The 17,586-nt window shown below is 72.8% G+C and carries 15 protein-coding genes; 12 read left to right on the top strand and 3 right to left on the bottom strand.

What is annotated here, in order from left to right:
* The first annotated feature begins 29 nt into the window (after positions 1 to 29).
* The 8 genes from DPA01S_RS00855 (at position 30) to DPA01S_RS00820 (ending at position 7,949) form a co-directional block, all read left to right on the top strand.
* Positions 30 to 845 carry a mycofactocin-coupled SDR family oxidoreductase gene (locus DPA01S_RS00855; RefSeq protein WP_061913550.1) on the top strand — a complete coding sequence of 272 codons (816 nt, stop codon included), beginning with the start codon at positions 30 to 32 and terminating at the stop codon, positions 843 to 845.
* A gap of 6 nt (positions 846 to 851) precedes the next feature.
* Positions 852 to 1,577 carry a mycofactocin biosynthesis peptidyl-dipeptidase MftE gene (gene mftE / locus DPA01S_RS00850; RefSeq protein ID WP_083961776.1) on the top strand — a complete coding sequence of 242 codons (726 nt, stop codon included), beginning with the start codon at positions 852 to 854 and terminating at the stop codon, positions 1,575 to 1,577.
* Complete coding sequence (gene mftF / locus DPA01S_RS00845) at positions 1,574 to 3,100, top strand: mycofactocin biosynthesis glycosyltransferase MftF (protein WP_083961775.1); 1,527 nt, start codon at positions 1,574 to 1,576, stop codon at positions 3,098 to 3,100. The genes mftE and mftF overlap by 4 nt, the downstream gene beginning before the upstream one ends.
* Positions 3,097 to 4,404 (top strand): mycofactocin system GMC family oxidoreductase MftG, encoded by a 1,308-nt coding sequence (mftG, locus tag DPA01S_RS00840; protein ID WP_083961774.1) that lies wholly within the window; start codon positions 3,097 to 3,099, stop codon positions 4,402 to 4,404. The genes mftF and mftG overlap by 4 nt, the downstream gene beginning before the upstream one ends.
* A gap of 55 nt (positions 4,405 to 4,459) precedes the next feature.
* A complete protein-coding gene (locus DPA01S_RS00835; RefSeq protein ID WP_061228325.1) occupies positions 4,460 to 5,371 on the top strand; it encodes an alpha/beta fold hydrolase in 912 nt (303 codons plus the stop codon).
* Between the two features lie 194 nt (positions 5,372 to 5,565).
* A complete protein-coding gene (gene trxA / locus DPA01S_RS00830) occupies positions 5,566 to 5,949 on the top strand; it encodes a thioredoxin (RefSeq protein WP_061228326.1) in 384 nt (127 codons plus the stop codon).
* Between the two features lie 161 nt (positions 5,950 to 6,110).
* Positions 6,111 to 7,232, top strand: a complete 1,122-nt coding sequence (locus tag DPA01S_RS00825) for an NDMA-dependent alcohol dehydrogenase (protein ID WP_061228327.1) — start codon at positions 6,111 to 6,113, stop codon at positions 7,230 to 7,232.
* 96 nt (positions 7,233 to 7,328) lie between these two features.
* Positions 7,329 to 7,949, top strand: coding sequence for a DUF1707 SHOCT-like domain-containing protein (locus tag DPA01S_RS00820; RefSeq protein ID WP_061228328.1), 621 nt, complete (start codon positions 7,329 to 7,331; stop codon positions 7,947 to 7,949).
* Here the strand turns inward: DPA01S_RS00820 and DPA01S_RS00815 are convergent.
* The 3 genes from DPA01S_RS00815 to DPA01S_RS00805 all read right to left on the bottom strand — a co-directional run bounded on the left by DPA01S_RS00815 (position 7,946) and on the right by DPA01S_RS00805 (position 10,070).
* Positions 7,946 to 8,458, bottom strand: a complete 513-nt coding sequence (locus DPA01S_RS00815; protein ID WP_061228329.1) for a dihydrofolate reductase — start codon at positions 8,456 to 8,458, stop codon at positions 7,946 to 7,948. The genes DPA01S_RS00820 and DPA01S_RS00815 overlap by 4 nt on opposite strands.
* Before the next feature lie 9 nt (positions 8,459 to 8,467).
* Complete coding sequence (locus DPA01S_RS00810; protein ID WP_061913546.1) at positions 8,468 to 9,268, bottom strand: thymidylate synthase; 801 nt, start codon at positions 9,266 to 9,268, stop codon at positions 8,468 to 8,470.
* Between the two features lie 61 nt (positions 9,269 to 9,329).
* On the bottom strand, positions 9,330 to 10,070 hold the full coding sequence (locus DPA01S_RS00805) for a 3'(2'),5'-bisphosphate nucleotidase CysQ (protein WP_061228331.1): 741 nt from the start codon (positions 10,068 to 10,070) through the stop codon (positions 9,330 to 9,332).
* A 96-nt stretch (positions 10,071 to 10,166) separates the two neighbouring features.
* Between DPA01S_RS00805 and DPA01S_RS00800 the strand changes: the two genes are divergently transcribed.
* The 4 genes from DPA01S_RS00800 (at position 10,167) to DPA01S_RS00785 (ending at position 17,543) form a co-directional block, all read left to right on the top strand.
* Positions 10,167 to 14,903, top strand: coding sequence for an ATP-dependent helicase (locus tag DPA01S_RS00800; protein WP_061913544.1), 4,737 nt, complete (start codon positions 10,167 to 10,169; stop codon positions 14,901 to 14,903).
* Between the two features lie 70 nt (positions 14,904 to 14,973).
* Entirely contained in the window at positions 14,974 to 15,912 is a 939-nt protein-coding gene (locus DPA01S_RS00795) for a cation diffusion facilitator family transporter (protein WP_061228333.1), read from the top strand.
* A 3-nt stretch (positions 15,913 to 15,915) separates the two neighbouring features.
* The gene (locus DPA01S_RS00790; RefSeq protein ID WP_061228334.1) at positions 15,916 to 16,791 is read left to right on the top strand and encodes a DNA-formamidopyrimidine glycosylase family protein; all 876 of its coding nucleotides are present in this window, start codon (positions 15,916 to 15,918) and stop codon (positions 16,789 to 16,791) included.
* Entirely contained in the window at positions 16,788 to 17,543 is a 756-nt protein-coding gene (locus tag DPA01S_RS00785) for an SDR family oxidoreductase (protein WP_061913542.1), read from the top strand. Before DPA01S_RS00790 ends, DPA01S_RS00785 begins: the two co-directional genes overlap by 4 nt.
* Positions 17,544 to 17,586 lie beyond the last annotated feature (43 nt).

The raw sequence follows: 17,586 nt of genomic DNA, 5'->3' as shown, positions 1-17,586 counted from the left end.
CACCACGGAAGAGAAGGACACCCCCTGTAATGGGAGATTTCGACGGCAAGGTCGTCTACATCACCGGTGTGGCCCGCGGCCAGGGCCGCAAGCACGCGATCCGCTTCGCGCGCGAGGGCGCCAGGATCATCGGCCTGGACCTGTGTGACTCGCCGTCCGAGTACGTGAAGTACCGGGCCGCCACCGAGGACGACCTGGCCACCACCATCGAGCGCGTGGAGGCCGAGGGAGGGGAGATCCTCGCCGAGGTCGGTGACGTCCGCGACCTGGCGTTCCAGCAGGCCCTCGTGGCCCGCGGCTTGGAGCGCTTCGGTGGCCGCCTGGACGTGGTGATCGCCAACGCGGGCATCTGCAACTGGGGCAAGGTCTGGGAGCTCGACGAGCAGCAGTGGCAGGACACCATCGACATCAACCTCACCGGGTACTGGAAGACCCTCAGGGCCACGATCCCGCACATGCTCGACGCGGGCAACGGCGGCTCGATCATCCTGGTCAGCTCGGTGGCGGGCCTCAAGGCCATGCCGGTGCAGTCCCCGTATTCGGCCTCGAAGTACGGCGTGGTGGGCCTCGCGCAGACCGCCGCGAAGGAGCTCGGTGAGCACGGTATCCGGGTCAACACGATCCACCCGTACGGCGTGCAGACGCCGATGGGTGCCGAGGACCCCGACGCGCTCGAGGTGTTCAACAACATGCCGCAGTTCCTGCCGCACTTCACCCCGATCCTGGGCATGGGCATGGCCAGCACCGACGACATCTCGGACTCCGTGATGTTCCTCGCGTCGGACGCCTCGCGCACGATCACCGCCTCGACCTTCACCGTCGACATGGGCGCGATCAAGGTCTGACCCGACATGACGGGCGCGACCGGCGCGGACGGACGGCCGGGCGGCGGCGTACTGGCCGTGCTGCCACTCGGGGCCACCGAGCAGCACGGTCCTCACCTGCCGCCGGAGACCGACACCCTCCTCGCGGAGGCCGCGGCCCGCGCCGTCGCCGACGCGGCGACCGGTGCCACGGCCCACGCGGCGACCGGCGACACCGTCCGCGTGCTCCCCGCCCTGGCCTACGGCTCGAGCGGGGAGCACCAGTCGTTCGCGGGGACCGTCTCGATCGGGACCGCGGCGCTCGCCGAGGTGCTGCTCGAGCTCGGCAGGTCCGTGTCCTCGTGGGCGGACCGACTGCTCGTGGTCAACGGTCACGGCGGCAACGTCGACGCCCTCCGCCGCGCGGTCCCGCGATTGCGGCACGAGGGCCGCGACGCCGCGTGGCTGTCCTGCCGCACCGCCGAGGACGCCCGCGACACCCACGCCGGGCACGCCGAGACCTCGCTCATACTGCACCTGCACCCGGACCTAGTGCGCGTCGATCTCGCGGCCCGCGGCTGCGTCCGGCCGCTGCCACAGATCCTCCCCGCCATGCGCGACGGCGGGGTCGCCGCCGTGAGCCCGTCCGGCGTCCTGGGGGACCCCACCACCGCCACGGCCGCGTACGGCGAGCGGCTGTGGGGTTCGCTGGTGGCGGACGCCCGCGCACGGCTCGACGGGTGGCGCCCGGGCGACGACGGGATGCTCCGATGAGACCAGCCGGACACCGCGCGCCGCCACCTGCCCCGCCCGCCGCACCCACCCCGCCCGCCACCGACCGCCCGCACGTGCTGCTCGACCGCCGGACGCGGATCCTGCGCCGCGGCGGCGTCGTGCGGGTCCTGGGCGGCGACCCGGTCACGCTCATCACGCCCGCGCCGTCGGTGGCGGGCCTCCTGGACGGCGGTCGGGCCGTCGCGACGGACACGCCCGCGGGGGCCGCGCTCGCCCGCGCTCTCACCGATCGCGGGATGGCCCATCCCGCCGGCCCGGTGTCCGCGGACCGCCCGCTGGACGGCGTCGCCGTAGTGGTCCCCGTCCGTGACGACGCGGACGGGGTCGCCGCCCTCGCGCGGGCCCTCGCCCCCGAACTCGCGCGCGGCGCCCACCTCGTCGTCGTCGACGACGGCTCCGACCCGCCGCTGGCGGTGCCCCTCACTGCTGCGCCGGCCACCACCCCGCCCGTCACCGTCCTGCGCCACGACCGCTCCCGCGGCCCGGCGGCCGCGCGCAACGCCGGCACGTCCGCGGCGGTCGCTTCCGGCGCCGAGGTGGTGGTGTACCTCGACGCCGACGTCCTCCCGCTGCCGGGCTGGCTCGACATCCTTTTGGCCCGACTCGACGATCCGCTGGTCGCGGCGGTCGCGCCGCGCGTCGTCGCCGCCGAGCCCGGCCGGTTCTGGGTGCGCGGCTACGAGACGGCGCGTTCGGCGCTGGACATGGGGCCCGAACCGGCGCGGGTGAGGCCGCGAACGCGCGTGGCGTACGTGCCCAGCGCGGCGCTCGCGGTCCGCCCCGACCGGCTGCCCCGGGTCCCCGCAGGAGGGGGCGAGGGGCCGTTCGACGACCGCATGCACGTCGCGGAGGACGTGGACCTGTGCTGGCGCATCGACGACGCCGGGGGCCGGATCCGCTACGAGCCCGCCGCCCGCGTCGCCCACCGCCACCGCACCGGGTTTCGCGCCCTGCTGACCCGCCGCGCCTACTACGGACGTGGAGCCGCACCTCTGGCAGCGCGGCACGGCGCCGACGTCGCGCCCGCCGTCGCCGCGCCGTGGTCGCTGGCCGTGGCGGTCGGGGTATGGAGCGCGAGCCCGCTCGGCACGGTGGTCGCGCTCGGCGCGGTGGCCAGGGCGTGGTGGCGGACGCGCGCGCTGACCGGCGACGGACGCGCGGCCGCCGAGCTCGTCGCCCGCGGCGCCGGGGCCTCGATCAGGCAGCTGCCGGAGGCGTTACTACGCCCGTATGGGCCGGTCACCGCGACCGCGCTGGCGCTCACCGCCGGGTCGCGGGGCCGGATCGCGCGGGCGCTGCGCCGGCGCCTCGCGGTCGCGGCCGCCGCGGAGGGGCTGTGGCACTGGTGGAGCGCGCGGGAACCGGGCCGATGGCCGGCCGACGAGCCGGTCGGGCACGTCCTGCTGCACCGCCTGGACGACCTGGCCTACGGCGCGGGGGTCTGGCGCTCTGCGGTGACGGAGCGCTCCCCGGCCGCCCTGCGCCCGGAACTCACGCGATGACCGGCGGCCCGGGCGGGGACGCCGATGTCGTGGTGGTCGGTGCGGGCGCCGCCGGGTGTGTGGTGGCCCGGCGGCTCGCCGACGCCGGCGCGGACGTCCTGTTGCTCGAGGCCGGTACGGCCGCCGCCACCCCGCTCGCGGGCCTGCTCGACATCGGCCCCGGCTCCCGCGTGGTCGCACGCCACCCCGCCACGCTCGGGGACACGGCCCTTGAGCTGCCCCGCGGCCGGGCGGTCGGCGGGTCGGGCGCGGTGAACGGGGGGTACTGCGCGCCGGCCCGGCCGGCGGATCTCGAGGCGTGGGGACAGGGCTGGCCCCGGCGCTACGCGGTGGGGTTGGCGCGGGCGGCCGAGCGCCTGCGCCCCCGCCTGGCGCCGATGGGGCCGGTCGCCGCGTGGGTCGCCGCCGCGTTCCCCGGACGCGTAGCGGCCGTCCCGCAGGCGCGCAGCGACGGGCGGAGGGTGACGGCGTTCGACGCGTGGGACCCCGCCGGCGCTGGCGTGCGGGTACGCACCGGTGCCGCGGTACGTGAACTGTCGTGGGCGGGCGGGGCCGTCGGCGGAACGGGAGGCGCCCGGCGGTGTGTGGGCGTGGTCCTCGACGACGACGAGGCGATCGCCGCCCGCCAGGTGGTGCTGTGCGCGGGGACGATCGGGACGACCGTTCTCCTTCTGGGCTCCGGTATCGACGGGGCCGGCGGCCACCCGGTCGGCCACGGGGTGCAGGAGCATCCCGAGCTCCTGCTGGACGTCCCCGCGGACCCGGCCGCCGGGGCCGGTGCCGGGCTCGGCACGGGGGCTGACGCGGCCGGCGGGCTGCCGCCCCTGCTCTCCCACGTGGTGCGGCTCGACCTCCCTGTGCGGGAGCGCGGGTGGGTGCCGGAGATCGAGGTGCGCCCCTACGCGGTCCCGATGCACCGCGCGATCCCCGGCCTCGGCGAGGTGCCGCACCGTATCGGGGTGGCACTGATGAACCCCCTCGGACGGGGGCGGGTGCACGCCGACGGGAGCGTGGACCTCCCGGACGACCCGGGCGACGCGACGGCGCTGGCCGAGGCGACGGCGTTCGTGGCGGAACGCCTGGGCATCGACGGCACCGTCACCCGCTCGACCTCCCACCACCTGTCGGGCGCGGCGCGGGTCGGGGAGGTGCTCGACGACTCCGGTCGGGTGCTCGGGGTGGAGGGAGTGCGGGTGGCCGACGCGTCGGTCCTGCCGTCGCTGCCGCTATGCGGTCCGTATTACACCGTCCTGGCGGTGGCCGAGGACCTCGCCGCGCGGATGGTCGCCGAGCGGGCGTGGTAGAACACAGATAGAACACGTTCCACCGAGAGGGTGGGCGGCGGCCCGGGAGGCGCGCATGCCGAGTACTGAGACCACCGTCGAGCCACAGCAGTTCGCGGTCGAGCGCGAGGACGGCGTCCGGCTGGTCGGCGAGGTCTGGGAGCCGCACGGACCGGACGGCCGGCCCACCGAGCCCGTCGACGAGATCCTCATGCTCCACGGCGGTGCGCAGACCCGCCACGCCTGGAGCCGGGCCTCCCGCCGCCTGGCCGCCGAGGGTTACCGCGTCACCGCGATGGATGCGCGCGGACACGGGGACAGCGACTGGGACCCGGAGGGTGACTACGACATCCATCGCCTCGCCGCCGATCTCGAGGCGATCGTCGCAGAGCGGTTCCCCGAGCGGCGTCCGGTCGTCGTCGGTGCGTCGCTCGGCGGGATGACCGCGATGCTCTCGCTGGGCACCGGCAAGGACGTCGCCCGCGCGCTCGTCCTGGTCGACGTCACCCCCAGGCTCGAGGCCGCGGGCGTCGAGAGGGTGGGGGAGTTCATGCGGTCCGGGTTCGACGGGTTCGCGAGTCTCGAGGAGGCCGCCGACGCGATCGCCGCCTACCAGCCCCACCGCAAGCGGCCCCCGAACCCCGAGGGACTGCGCAAGAACCTGCGGCTGCGCGAGGACGGGCGCTGGCACTGGCACTGGGACCCGCAGTTCGCCGGCGGGGCCTCCGCCGACAACGCCGAGATCGGCAACGCCTTCTTCGAGGAGCTCGTCCCGAGGATCACCCAGCCCACCCTGCTCATCCGCGGGTCGGCCTCGGACATCGTCAGCGACGACTCCGTGCAGCATCTGCTCGAGCTGCTCCCGCACGCCCACACCACGGAGGTCGCCGACGCCGGTCACATGGTCGCCGGCGACGACAACGCCGTCTTCCTCGACCAGCTCGAGTGGTTCCTGGCCGAGGTGCTCGATTCGCCGCCCCTCCGCTGAGTCCCCGACGAGCCGCGGCGCGGGGGCGTCCGGGGAATAACCCCACTCCGTGTACGTTGCCCTGGATGAGCGGTCGTCGATACCCGTCCGGGTATCGGTGGCCGGGGAATCTCGTCGCCGGCCCGCGCGATCCGTAGGCTGGCGACAAGCAGACGGGTCGAGAGTCGCCCCGTACGCGCAAGGAGGGCATTCGTATGAGCACCGTCGACATCACGACCGCCGAGTTCGAGAAGACCGTCACCGAGAACGACATCGTCCTGGTGGACTTCTGGGCCGAGTGGTGTGGCCCGTGCAAGGCCTTCGGCCCGGTCTACGAGAAGGTGTCGGGCAAGCACCCCGAGGTGACCTTCGCGAAGGTCGACACCGACGCCGAGCAGCAGCTCGGTGCGATGCTGCAGATCCAGTCGATCCCGACGCTGATGGCGTTCCGTGAGGGCATCGCCGTCTTCCGTCACTCGGGTGCGATCCCGGAGCAGGCCCTGGACGACCTGGTCGAGCAGATCAAGGGACTCGACATGGACGAGGTCCGCAAGGCCGTCGAGGAGGCGCAGGCCCAGCAGGGCGACGCCCAGGCCTGAATCCCCGCGCGCGGATCCGGGACCTCTGGTCCGCACCGCGCTCCCTCCGGGGGGAGAACACGTTCTTGTAGCCACCCCACAGATGTCAGAACCGGGGTTAGTGTGACGAGAACACGTTCCAGTGACGGTGATTACCACCGTCGCGCCCGGAGGGAGTCGCAGTGAAGACCAAGGCCGTAATCGCCCGTGAGCTCGGCAAGCCGTTCGAGATCGTCGAGGCCGAGCTCGACGGACCCCACTTCGGTGAGGTGCTGGTCAAGTGGAAGGTCGCCGGCCTGTGCCACTCGGACCTGCACATGCGGACCGGGGACCTGCCCGGTCGGCTCCCGATCGTCCTGGGGCACGAGGGTGCGGGCGTGGTCGAGGCCGTCGGTGAGGGGGTCACCCACGTCCAGCCCGGTGACCACGTGGTGGGCTCGTTCATCCCCGCGTGCGGCAAGTGCCCGGCGTGTGCCCGTGGCATGTCCAACCTCTGCGACGGCGGCCTGAACGGCACCTTCGGCGTCATGGCCGACGGCCGGTACCCCTTCGCCCTGGACAATGGCGAGACCGCCGGCGCCATGTGCACGCTCGGAACGTTCTCCCAGTACACCGTCGCCAACATGAACTCGGTGGTCAAGATCCAGGACTGGATCCCCTTCGAGGTCGCCGCGCTCGTCGGCTGCGGTGTCACCACGGGGTGGGGCTCGGCGGTCTACTCCGCCGACGTCAAGGCCGGAGACACCGTCGTGGTCTTCGGCATCGGTGGCATCGGCATCAACGCGATCCAGGGCGCCAGGCACGCCGGCGCCCGCTTCATCCTCGCGATCGACACCGACGAGACCAAGCTCGCCAAGGCCAGAGAGTTCGGTGCCACCCACGTCTACACGGACGTCGAGCAGGCCAAGGCAGAGCTGCCCGGGTTGACCTGGGGCCTCATGGCGGAGAAGGCCATCATCACGATCGGCGTGGCCGACGCCAAGGTCACCGCCGACGCCGTCGACATGGTCGGCAAGCGCGGTGTCGTGGTGCTCACCTCGATGGGCGGCCTCGACAACCAGTCGATCACCCTCACCGGACTGTTCGTCTCCCAGTACGAGAAGGTCATCAAGGGGTCGCTCTTCGGGTCGGCCAACGCGTTCCACGACATCCCCAACATCCTGCGTCTGTGGGACGAGAAGCAGCTCAAGCTCGACGAGCTCGTCACCCACCGCTTCACCCTCGACCAGGTCAACGAGGGCTACGAGATGATGGAGGCGGGCGGCGAGGGCATGGTGCGCGGCATCATCGTGCACGAGGACTGACCGCGGCGGCCCACGACCCGGACCTACACCGACCCCGCGGGGTCTGGCGTTCCGGGCCCTCCCAACAGGCACCCGGTCGCTGGGTAATCTGAGGCCATGGATCCGGAGCAGGACAACGACCCCAGAGCACTGGCCCAACGGCGACTGGAGGCGATGGTGGGGCGCGGTGAGCTCTCGCTCGCCGAGTTCTCCGACCGCGCCGCCCAGATCTGGGCGGCCACCTGCCCCGCCGAACTCGAGGTGGCGCTGAGCGGACTGCCCGCCGGGTCCGACCCGGCCGCCCCGCCCGCCGCGCACCGCCCGGGCCCGCCGGCCCCCCGCCCCGGCGCCGCCATCGTCGTGGACGAGGGCCAGAAGACCACCTCGATCTTTGACACCCTCAAGCGCGAGGGGAGATGGATGCTGCCGGACGACTACCGGCTCACCTCGTGGATGGGGGAGATCTACCTCGACGCCCGCGAGGCCGTCGTCGACCGCCCCCGCACCCACCTCCAGCTGGACCTGTGGGCCGCCAACGCCCGGGTGCTGCTCCCGCCGGGCGTCTCGGTCACGATCACCGGGAACCGGACGATGACCGATCTCAAGATCGACGAGGGGCGCTACGAGGTCCACGGCGGCCCGCATCTGGACATCGAGATCAACGGCTTCATGGCCAACGCCAAGATCAAGATCCTCGCCGCGGGGGAGAAGATCCCCAAGACCTGGAAGTGGTTCTAGCGCTCCCGGCGACGCCACACGGTGTGCCGGTGCCGCACCTCGTCGTCGTACCCGTCGACGCGGCTCCGTGGATCGGTGATCCACTCGCCGACCTCCACCCGCTCCCACGCCGCGTCCAACGTGGGCGCCAGCACGGTCCCGGGCGCGTCGGCGTCGATCTCGGTCACCAGGCACTCGTCGGCCGCGGGCAGCGCGGCGGCGTAGACCTGACCGCCGCCCATCACGACCGCGTCGCGGCCCGCCGAGGCCAACGCGGCGTCCACCGACCCGGCGCGCTCGGCGCCGTCGGCCGCCCACCCGGGGTCCCGCGTGCACACGATGTTGCGGCGTCCCGGCAGAGGGCGGAAGCGCTCCGGCAGAGAGTCCCACGTCGCGCGGCCCATCACCACGGGGCGGCCGACGGTGGCCTGCTTGAAGAAGGCCAGGTCCTCGGGGATATGCCACGGCATATCCCGGCCGTCACCGATCACCCCGCCGCGGGCCTGCGCCCACACCATCCGCACCGCCACGGCGCCGGCTCAGACCGCGACCGGGGCCTTGATGCCCGGGTGGTGCTCGTAACCGACGACCTCGAAGTCCTCGAAACGGTAGTCGAAGATCGACTCCGCCTTCCGTAGCCGTAGCTCCGGGTACGGGTACGGCTCACGCTCCAGCTGGGTGCGCACCTGCTCGACATGGTTGTCGTAGATGTGGCAGTCCCCGCCGGTCCAGATGAACTCGCCCACCTCGAGGCCTACCTGCTGCGCGACCATGTGCGTGAGCAGGGAGTAGGAGGCGATGTTGAACGGCACGCCCAGGAAGAGGTCGGCGCTGCGCTGGTAGAGCTGGCAGCTGAGCTTGCCGTCGGCCACGTAGAACTGGAACAGCAGGTGACACGGTGGCAGCACCATCTGCGAGAGTTCGCTGACGTTCCACGCGCTGACGATGTTGCGCCGCGAGTCCGGGTCCGTACGCAGCAGGTCCACGGCCGCCGCGATCTGGTCGATGTGCCGGCCGTCCGGGGTGGGCCACGACCGCCACTGGACGCCGTAGACGGGGCCGAGCTCGCCGGCCTGGTCCGCCCACTCGTCCCAGATGCTCACGCCGTGGTCCTGCAGCCATCGCACGTTCGAGTCGCCGCGCAGGAACCACAGCAGCTCGTAGGCGACCGACTTGAAGTGGACCCGCTTGGTCGTGAGAAGGGGGAAGCCGGCGGCGAGGTCGTACCTGATCTGGTGACCGAACAGGCTGCGCGTGCCCGTTCCCGTGCGATCCGCCTTCGGGGTGCCCTCTTCCAGGACGAGCCGGAGCAGATCCTCGTACGGGGTGGGGACGGTCATGAGGCGGAGTCTACTGAAAATCCGGGGGCCGACCCACTGGGGCTCTCAGCGACCCATTCCGTCACACCGACCAGCCCGCCGTGGCGGCGAGCACCTTCTCCGTGAGATCTGGCCGGCAGACGAGGATGTCCGGGGAGTGGGCGTCGGACTTGTTGAACTCGATCGGCGAGCCGTCGGGCCGGGACGCGTGCAACCCGGACGCCAGCGCCACCGCGACCGGCGCGGCCTGATCCCACTCGTACTGCCCGCCGGCGTGGAGATAGACGTCGGCGTCGCCGAGCAGTACCGAGAGCATCTTGGCCCCGGCGGAGCCCATCGGACGCACGCGTAGCCCGAGCTCGTCGGCGATCTCGTGCACGCCGGCCGGCGGGTTGTTGCGGCTGATCACCATGGTGCCGGAGAACGGCCCGTCGACGTGGTCGACCTGGTCCGACCGGAACACCCTGCCCGCGTCGGGCAGGCCCACCGAGGCGAGGGCGGGCCGGCCGTCCACCACGAGCGCCACGTGCACCGACCAGTCCGAGCGGCCGGTCGAGAACTCCTTGGTCCCGTCGATCACATCGATGATCCACACGCGCGCCTTGTCCAGGCGGCTCAGGTCGTCGGAGACGCCCTCCGAGAGGGTGCCGTCGTCCGGCCGGTGCACCGCGAGCACCTCGTCGGTCCAGCTCTGGGCGACCTCGTTGGCGACCCGCGCGAGCGACCGCCCGTGCAGCAACCCGCCGGCCCGGGTGCCCCGGACGATGTCCCCGATGCCCGTGGCGAGGTGGTAGGCCAGGTCGTGGTCGCTGAGTTCGCGCATGCCCTCACTCTACGGAGCAGGCGGCGCGTGGCGGCCTGTGTCGTAGGCCGCGCTGTCGTAGGCCGCTCTGTCGTAGTCGTAGGCCATCATGACTTCATGCCCGCCGCCCTGGACCGGTTCCACCCGGCCACCGCCTCCTGGTTCCGAGGCGCGTTCGACGCGCCCACAGCGGCCCAGGAAGGGGCGTGGACCGCGCTCGCCGGCGGATCGCACACCCTCGTCGTGGCCCCTACCGGCTCCGGCAAGACCCTGTCGGCGTTCCTCGCCGCGCTCGACGGGTTGCTCCTGGGTGACCGGGGCGGCGCGCCGGACCCCGGGCCCGGCACCCGCGTCCTCTACGTCTCGCCGCTCAAGGCCCTCGCGGTGGACGTCGAGCGCAATTTGCGCGCGCCGCTCGCGGGGATCGCCCGTGAGGCCGCGTCGATGGGGGTACCGACGCCGGACGTCACCGTCGGGATCCGCACCGGTGACACCCCGCCTGACGAGCGTCGCCGCCAGCGCGCCCGGCCACCGCACATCCTCGTGACCACGCCGGAGTCGCTGTTCCTGCTCCTCACCTCCGCCGCGCGGGAGACCCTCGCCACGGTGGACACGGTGATCATCGACGAGATCCACGCGGTCGCCGGCAGCAAGCGCGGCGCGCATCTCGCTCTCAGCCTCGAGCGGCTCGACGAGCTGCTCGACACGCCCGCGCAGCGGGTGGGGCTGTCGGCGACGGTGCGGCCGCACAGCGAGGTCGCCCGCTTCCTCGCGGGGGAGCGTCCCACCACGATCGTGGCGCCGGGGTCGGACAAGGGCTTCGAGCTCTCGGTGCGCGTGCCGGTCGAGGACATGGCGGACCTGTCCTCGTCGGCCCCGGAGGTCACCGCGCCGCCCGGCACCCCGGGTCAGGGCTCCATCTGGCCGCACGTGGAGCGTCAGGTCGTGGACCTCGTGACCGCCCACCGCTCGACGATCGTGTTCGTCAACTCCCGGCGCCTGGCCGAGCGGCTCACCGCGAGGCTCAACGAGATCTATGCCGAGGACACCGACCCGGGCTCGCTCCCCGAGCCCCCCGCCCGGCCGCCCGCGCAGCTCATGGTGCCGTCAGAGGTCTCGCGCGGGGCGCCGCCGGAACTGGCCATGGCCCACCACGGGTCGGTGTCCAAGGAACGCCGGGCGATCATCGAGGACGCGCTCAAGTCCGGCCGGCTCCGCGCGGTGGTGGCGACCTCCTCGCTCGAGCTGGGCATCGACATGGGCGCGGTGGATCTGGTCGTGCAGGTCGAGTCCCCGCCGTCGGTGGCCTCGGGGCTGCAGCGCGTGGGGCGCGCGGGACACCAGGTCGGCGAGGTGTCGCGGGCCGTCGTCTACCCCAAGCACCGCGCTGACCTCGTGCACAGCGCGGTCACGGTGGAGCGGATGCTCGCCGGCGCGATCGAGGAACTCACGGTGATCGCCAACCCGCTCGACGTGCTGGCGCAGCAGACCGTGGCCGCGTGCGCACTCGAGCCGATCGACGTGGAGGAGTGGTTCTCGGCCGTCCGGCGCACCGCCCCGTACGCCGGTCTGCCGCGGTCCGCGTTCGAGGCCACCCTCGACATGCTCGCCGGCAAGTACCCGTCCGCGGACTTCGCCGAGCTCAAGCCACGCCTGGTGTGGGACCGCGACGCCGGCACCCTCACCGGCCGCCCCGGCGCCCAGCGACTGGCCGTCACCTCCGGCGGCACCATCCCGGACCGCGGCCTGTTCGGCGTGTTCATGGTGGGGGAGAAGGCCGCCCGCGTCGGCGAGCTGGACGAGGAGATGGTCTACGAATCGCGGGTCGGTGACGTCTTCGCGCTCGGGGCCTCCAGCTGGCGCGTCGAGGAGATCACCCACGACCGCGTCCTCGTCTCGCCCGCGCCCGGCGGGACCGGCCGGCTGCCGTTCTGGCTGGGCGACGACCAGGGCCGCCCCGCTGAACTCGGCCGCGCGCTCGGCGGGTTCCTGCGCGAGGTGTCGTCCGGGTCGGAGGCGGAGGTCACCGCGCGCCTGGACGCCGCCGGCCTCGACACCTACGCCGCCGCCAACCTCCGGCGGTACCTGACCGATCAGCGCGAGGCGACCGGCCACGTGCCCAGCGACACGACCCTGGTCGTGGAGCGGTTCCGCGACGAGGTGGGGGACTGGCGGATCGTGCTGCACTCGCCGTTCGGCGCGCGGGTGCACTGGCCGTGGGCGGAGGCCGTGCGCGCCCGGCTGGCCGCCGCGCACGGCTTCGACGCGGTGCCGGTGGTGTCCGACGACGGCATCATCCTCCGGGTCCCCGATACGGGTGACGACGGCGAGGGGGGCGCGCGCCCGGGGGCTGAGACGTTCGCGATCTCTGCGGAGGAGGCGGTCGATCTGGTGACCCGGCATGTGGGCGGGTCGGCGCTGTTCGCCTCACGCTTCCGCGAGTGTTCCGCACGCGCCCTGCTGTTCCCCCGGCTGGATCCGGGCCGGCGGGCCCCGCTGTGGCAGCAGCGGCAGAAGTCCGCGCAGTTGCTCGACGTCGCGCGGAGGTATCCGGACTTTCCGATGATCCTCGAGGCGGTGCGCGAGTGCCTCCAGGACGTCTACGACGTGCCCGCGCTCGAGCGGCTGCTGGGGGAGATCGAGTCGCGCAGCGTGCGGATCGTCGAGGTGGATACGCCCGGCGCCTCGCCGTTCGCGCAGTCGCTGCTCTTCGACTACGTCGGCGCCTTCCTCTACGAGGGTGACTCCCCGCTCGCCGAGAAGCGGGCCGCCGCACTGAGCATCGATCCCGGCCTGCTCGGTCAGCTGCTGGGCCGCGTCGAGCTGCGCGAACTGCTCGACGTGGAGGTCCTCGACTCGATCGAGCGACGCCTTCAGCACCTCGAGCCCGAGCGCGCGGCACGCGACGCCGAGGCGGTGGTCGACCTGCTCCGGCTGCTCGGCCCGCTCACCGTCGACGAGATCGCCGAACGTTCCGCCGAGCCCGGCGCCGTCCCGGGCTGGCTCGACGAGTTGGCTCGGACGTGGCGGATCGTGCCGGTGGAGCACTCCGGTCGCAGCTGGTGGGCCGGGGTCGAGGACGTGGCCCGGCTCCGCGACGGCCTCGGAGTCCCGCCTCCACCCGGCGTGCCGTCGGCCTTCCTCGGCGACGTGGGCGACCCGCTGGGTGAGCTGATCCGCCGCTACGCGCGCACCCACGGCCCTTTCTCGGTCGAGGCGGTCGCCGAGCGGTTCGGACTCGGCGTGGCGGTCGTTCGCGGCGTGCTCGACAGGCTCACCTCCTCGGGCACACTGCTGGCCGGAGAGTTCCGCCCCGGCGCGACGGGTCCCGAGTGGTGCGACGCCGAGGTGCTGCGCCACATCCGCCGTCGATCGTTGGCCGCTCTGCGCTCGCAGATCGAGCCGGTGTCCCAGTCCGCGCTGGGCCGCTTCCTGCCCGGGTGGCAGAGCCTGGGGTCAGGTGGCGGCGCTGGCGGTGGCGCGCGGGCGGGTGCCGAATCCGGTGTCGACGGGCTGCTCGCAGTGATCGAGCAGCTCGACGGGCTCGCGCTTCCCGCCTCCGCCCTCGAACCACTCGTCTTGGCGCCCCGGGTGAGCGACTACTCTCCGGCGATGCTCGACGAACTCCTCGCCGGGGGAGAGGTCATCTGGAGCGGGCGTGGACGTGCCGGATCCCGCGACGGCTGGATCTCCCTGCACCCGGCCGATTCCGCCGGCGCCACCCTGCCCCTGGGGCGACCGCAGCCGGAGGGGCCGGTCCACCTCGCCGTCGTCGACTCCCTGCGCGGCGGAGCCCTGTTCTTCCGCGACATAGTCACCACGGTGAGGAGCGCACTCACCGCCCCTACCGACGCTGGGCCCGTGAACCCCGCCCCTTCCGACCCCGCACCCGCCGTCCCCGAGGCCGCGGTGCGCGACGCCGTCTGGGACCTGGTGTGGGACGGGGTCGTCACCAACGACACGCTCTCACCGCTGCGCGCGGTGCTCGCCGGCGGTGGCTCGTCCGGGTCGGGGACCGCGCACCGGTCGCCCCGCGCCTCCGCCCGCCCACGTCGCGCCCGGTTCGGCCGCACCGCGATGGCGCAGCTCAACGGTGCGGTCGCCGCGGGGACGAGGACGCCACCCGTGTTGGCGGGCCGTTGGTCCCTCGTTCCGGAGCCGATCAGCGACGCCACGCTGCGGGCGCACGCCTGGGCCGAGACCCTTCTGCTGCGCCACGGCGTCGTCACCCGGGGCGCGGTCGAGGCCGAAGAGATCCCCGGCGGGTTCGCCGCCGTGTACAAGGTGCTGGCGCAGATGGAGGACTCCGGCCGCTGCCGCCGCGGGTACTTCGTCGACGGTCTCGGCGCAGCGCAGTTCGCGGCCGGCAACACGATCGACAGACTGCGCACGTTCGACGACACCGCCGACGACGCCCACTGGCCCTCCGGAACCGACGAACCCACCGTCCGGGTTCTTGCCGCCACCGACCCCGCCAACCCCTACGGTGCCGCTCTGCCCTGGCCCGCCACCGCGCCCAGTGGAGGCGACGCGGCGGGCGGAGGCGACGCAGCGGCCACGGGCGGCTCGGGTCACCGGCCCGGTCGGAAGGCGGGCGCGCTCGTGGTTCTGGTCGACGGGATCTGCGTGCTGTTCGTCGAGCGCGGCGGACGCACCGTCCTCATCTTCGACGACCGCGCCGGTGCGGTGCCTCTCGCCGCGGGCGCGCTCGTCGACGCCGTCCGCTCGGGAGCGGTCGGTCCGTTGACCGTCACCACTATCGGCGGCGAGCCCGTGCACGGCTCTCCACACGCCGCCGCGTTCGAGGCGGCGGGCTTCGGCATCACCCCCAAGGGGGTGCGCATCCGGCGCTGACGCCCTTGAGACCCCACGCCCGATTAGTTAGAATATGCGCATTGGTGCATATGTCAGAGGGGGTAGCCGGATGGGAGTGGGTCACGCGCACGGTGCACACGGCTCGGGGCACACCCACGCTCGTCCCGCCGGACATGCCGGTGGGCGCCACCGCGCCAGGCTGGCGATCGCGTTAGCACTGACGGCAGCGTTCTTCGTCGTCGAACTGGTTGCCGGCCTGCTCTCCGGCTCCCTCGCCCTGCTCTCCGACGCCGGCCACATGGGGGCCGACGTCGTCGCTCTCGGTGCGGCTCTCCTCGCGACGATCATCGCCACCCGTCCCGACTCCACCGGCCGGCGAACGTTCGGCCGCTACCGCGTGGAGATCTTCGCCTCCGGCCTCGCCGTGCTCATCATGCTGGGAATGGGCGTGTACGTTCTGGTCGAGGCGCTCGGCCGCCTCGGCTCCGATACGCCCGTCGCCACCGGGACGATGCTCGTCGTCGGCGTGCTCGGCCTGGTCGTCAACGTCATCTCCCTCCTGCTGCTCCGTGGCGGGTCCGACGAGAGCCTCGCGGTACGCGGCGCCTACCTCGAGGTCCTCGCCGACGCCGCCGGGTCGGTCGGGGTGATCGCGGCCGCGCTGCTCATACGTACCACCGGGTCGACGGTCTGGGACCTCGTGGTGGCCGCGGCGATCGCGGTATTCATCGTGGTCCGCGCGGTGGCGCTCGGCCGGCAGGTCCTCGCAGTCCTCGCCCAGCACGCCCCGGCCGGTGTTGAACCCGCCGCGGTCGAGGCCCAGCTCGGCGTCCTGCGCGACGTGAAGGAGGTGCACGACCTCCACCTCTGGACACTCACGTCCGGGATGGACGTGGGGACCGTCCATCTGGTCGTCGCCCCGGACGCGGACCACGCCGAGGTGCTCGACGATGCCCGACGTGTCCTGTTCGACGAGCACGGGATCGAGCACGTGACCGTGCAGATCGAGACCGCGGGCGTCGGCGGCTGCCGCGAACTGGGGTGGTGAGCCGTGCCCGAGGGAGACACGGTCCACCGCGCGGCCACGCGGGTTGACGCCGCACTCGCCGGGCGGACCCTGGACCGGGGCGAACTCCGGGTGCCGAGGTTCGCCGCGGTCGACCTGCGCGGGAGGACCGTGAAGGCTGCCCGGTCGCGGGGCAAGCACCTCTTCGTCGACATCGGGCCCGACGACCAGGGGCGTGACCCCGTCACCCTCCACCTCCACCTCAAGATGGAGGGCCGGGTCCTCGTGCTCCGCGCCGGGGAGAGGTGGCGGTTCCCCGCACACACCGCCCGGCTGGTCCTGCGCGCGGACGACGTCGAGGTGGTGGGGACCGAACTCGGTTTCCTGCGCGCCCTGTCGCCCGCCGAAGCCGACGTGGCTGTCGAGCACCTCGGGCCCGACCTCCTCGGTGCCGACTGGGATCCGGCGGCCAGCGTGGCCGAGGTCGTGCGGCGCATCGAGGAACGTCCCACCCGCACCATCGGCGAGGCGCTCCTCGACCAGCGCAACCTCGCGGGCATCGGCACCGTCTACCGCGCCGAGTTGTGTTTCGTGCGGGGAGTGGACCCGCGCGATCCCGTCGAGACGGTCCGGGATCTCCCGGCGATGGTGAGGCTCGCACGCAGGATGTTGGTGGCGAACGCCGACCGTGTCGTCCGGGTGACCACGGGCGAGGCCCGGCGTGGTCGCGAGTTGTGGGTGTACGGCCGCGACGGCAAACCGTGCAGACGGTGCGGGACCGAGGTGGAGACCTTCCGCCTCGGCGGCCTCGCGAACCCCGATGAGCCGAGTGATTCGCTCGACCGCATCGCGTACCGCTGCCCGTCCTGCCAGCCGAGCCGTGCCACACTGGGCGCATCGCCAACTGAGGAGAACTCGTGACCGACCGCAAGACGATCCTGATCACCGGGGCCAGCTCCGGGCTCGGCGAGGGTATGGCCCGCCGCTGGGCGGCGCACGGCAAGAACCTGGCACTGTGCGCACGGCGTCTCGACCGCCTCGAGGAGCTGCGCGCCGAGCTGGTGGCCGCCAACCCGTCGATCACCGTCGCCGTTCGCGAGCTTGATGTGGCCGACGGGGAGGCGGTGGAGCGGGTCTTCCGCGAGCTGGACGCGGAGCTCGGTGGGATCGACAGGTTCGTGCTCAACGCCGGGCTGGGCAAGGGCGCTTCTATCGGCACGGGCAAGGCGCACGCCAATCGCGAGACCGCGATAGTGAACGTGATCGGCACTCTCAACCAGGCCGAGGCGGCGACTCAGCTGCTGCTCGCGCGAGGGGAGGGGCACCTGGTGTTCATCTCGTCTGTGAGTGCGCTGCGGGGGATGCCCAAGGCGCAGAACACGTACGGCGCCACCAAGGCTTTCGTCTCGTCCCTGGCGCAGGGGATGTACGCCGAACTCGACAGCGCCGGAAGCCGTATCAAGGTGACGGACATCCTCCCCGGTTACATCCGCACGGACATCAACCGATCGGTGAAGACCGCGCTGATGACGGAGTTCGACGAAGGCGTCGACGCGCTGGTCAAGACGATCGATGCGGAGCCCGTCCGCGCGCTCGTCCCGGCCAAGCCCTGGAAGGTGATCGGCCCGCTGCTCACGCTGCTCCCGGAGAAGGTCAGCCGCCGCTTCGTCTGAGGTCGCCGCGGAATCATCTCGAGCTTGCACTTCCACCCGCCTT

The organism is Dietzia papillomatosis NBRC 105045 (genome assembly GCF_001570845.1).
GTDB classification, from domain to species: Bacteria; Actinomycetota; Actinomycetes; order Mycobacteriales; family Mycobacteriaceae; genus Dietzia; species Dietzia cinnamea.
The sequence above is the reverse complement of the archived record's forward strand: the minus strand, read 5'-3'. Positions and strand labels throughout refer to the sequence as shown.

Bases quoted from the DNA above. Each gene is read 5' to 3' on its own strand.
- DPA01S_RS00810 (WP_061913546.1), bottom strand. From the start codon at position 9,268: ATGACCGTCCCCACCCCGTACGAGGATCTGCTCCGGCTCGTCCTGGAA.
- DPA01S_RS00835 (WP_061228325.1), top strand. From the start codon at position 4,460: ATGCCGAGTACTGAGACCACCGTCGAGCCACAGCAGTTCGCGGTCGAG.
- DPA01S_RS00800 (WP_061913544.1), top strand. From the start codon at position 10,167: ATGCCCGCCGCCCTGGACCGGTTCCACCCGGCCACCGCCTCCTGGTTC.
- mftF (WP_083961775.1), top strand. From the start codon at position 1,574: ATGAGACCAGCCGGACACCGCGCGCCGCCACCTGCCCCGCCCGCCGCA.
- DPA01S_RS00795 (WP_061228333.1), top strand. From the start codon at position 14,974: ATGGGAGTGGGTCACGCGCACGGTGCACACGGCTCGGGGCACACCCAC.
- DPA01S_RS00805 (WP_061228331.1), bottom strand. From the start codon at position 10,070: ATGCGCGAACTCAGCGACCACGACCTGGCCTACCACCTCGCCACGGGC.
- mftG (WP_083961774.1), top strand. From the start codon at position 3,097: ATGACCGGCGGCCCGGGCGGGGACGCCGATGTCGTGGTGGTCGGTGCG.
- DPA01S_RS00855 (WP_061913550.1), top strand. From the start codon at position 30: ATGGGAGATTTCGACGGCAAGGTCGTCTACATCACCGGTGTGGCCCGC.
- mftE (WP_083961776.1), top strand. From the start codon at position 852: ATGACGGGCGCGACCGGCGCGGACGGACGGCCGGGCGGCGGCGTACTG.
- trxA (WP_061228326.1), top strand. From the start codon at position 5,566: ATGAGCACCGTCGACATCACGACCGCCGAGTTCGAGAAGACCGTCACC.
- DPA01S_RS00820 (WP_061228328.1), top strand. From the start codon at position 7,329: ATGGATCCGGAGCAGGACAACGACCCCAGAGCACTGGCCCAACGGCGA.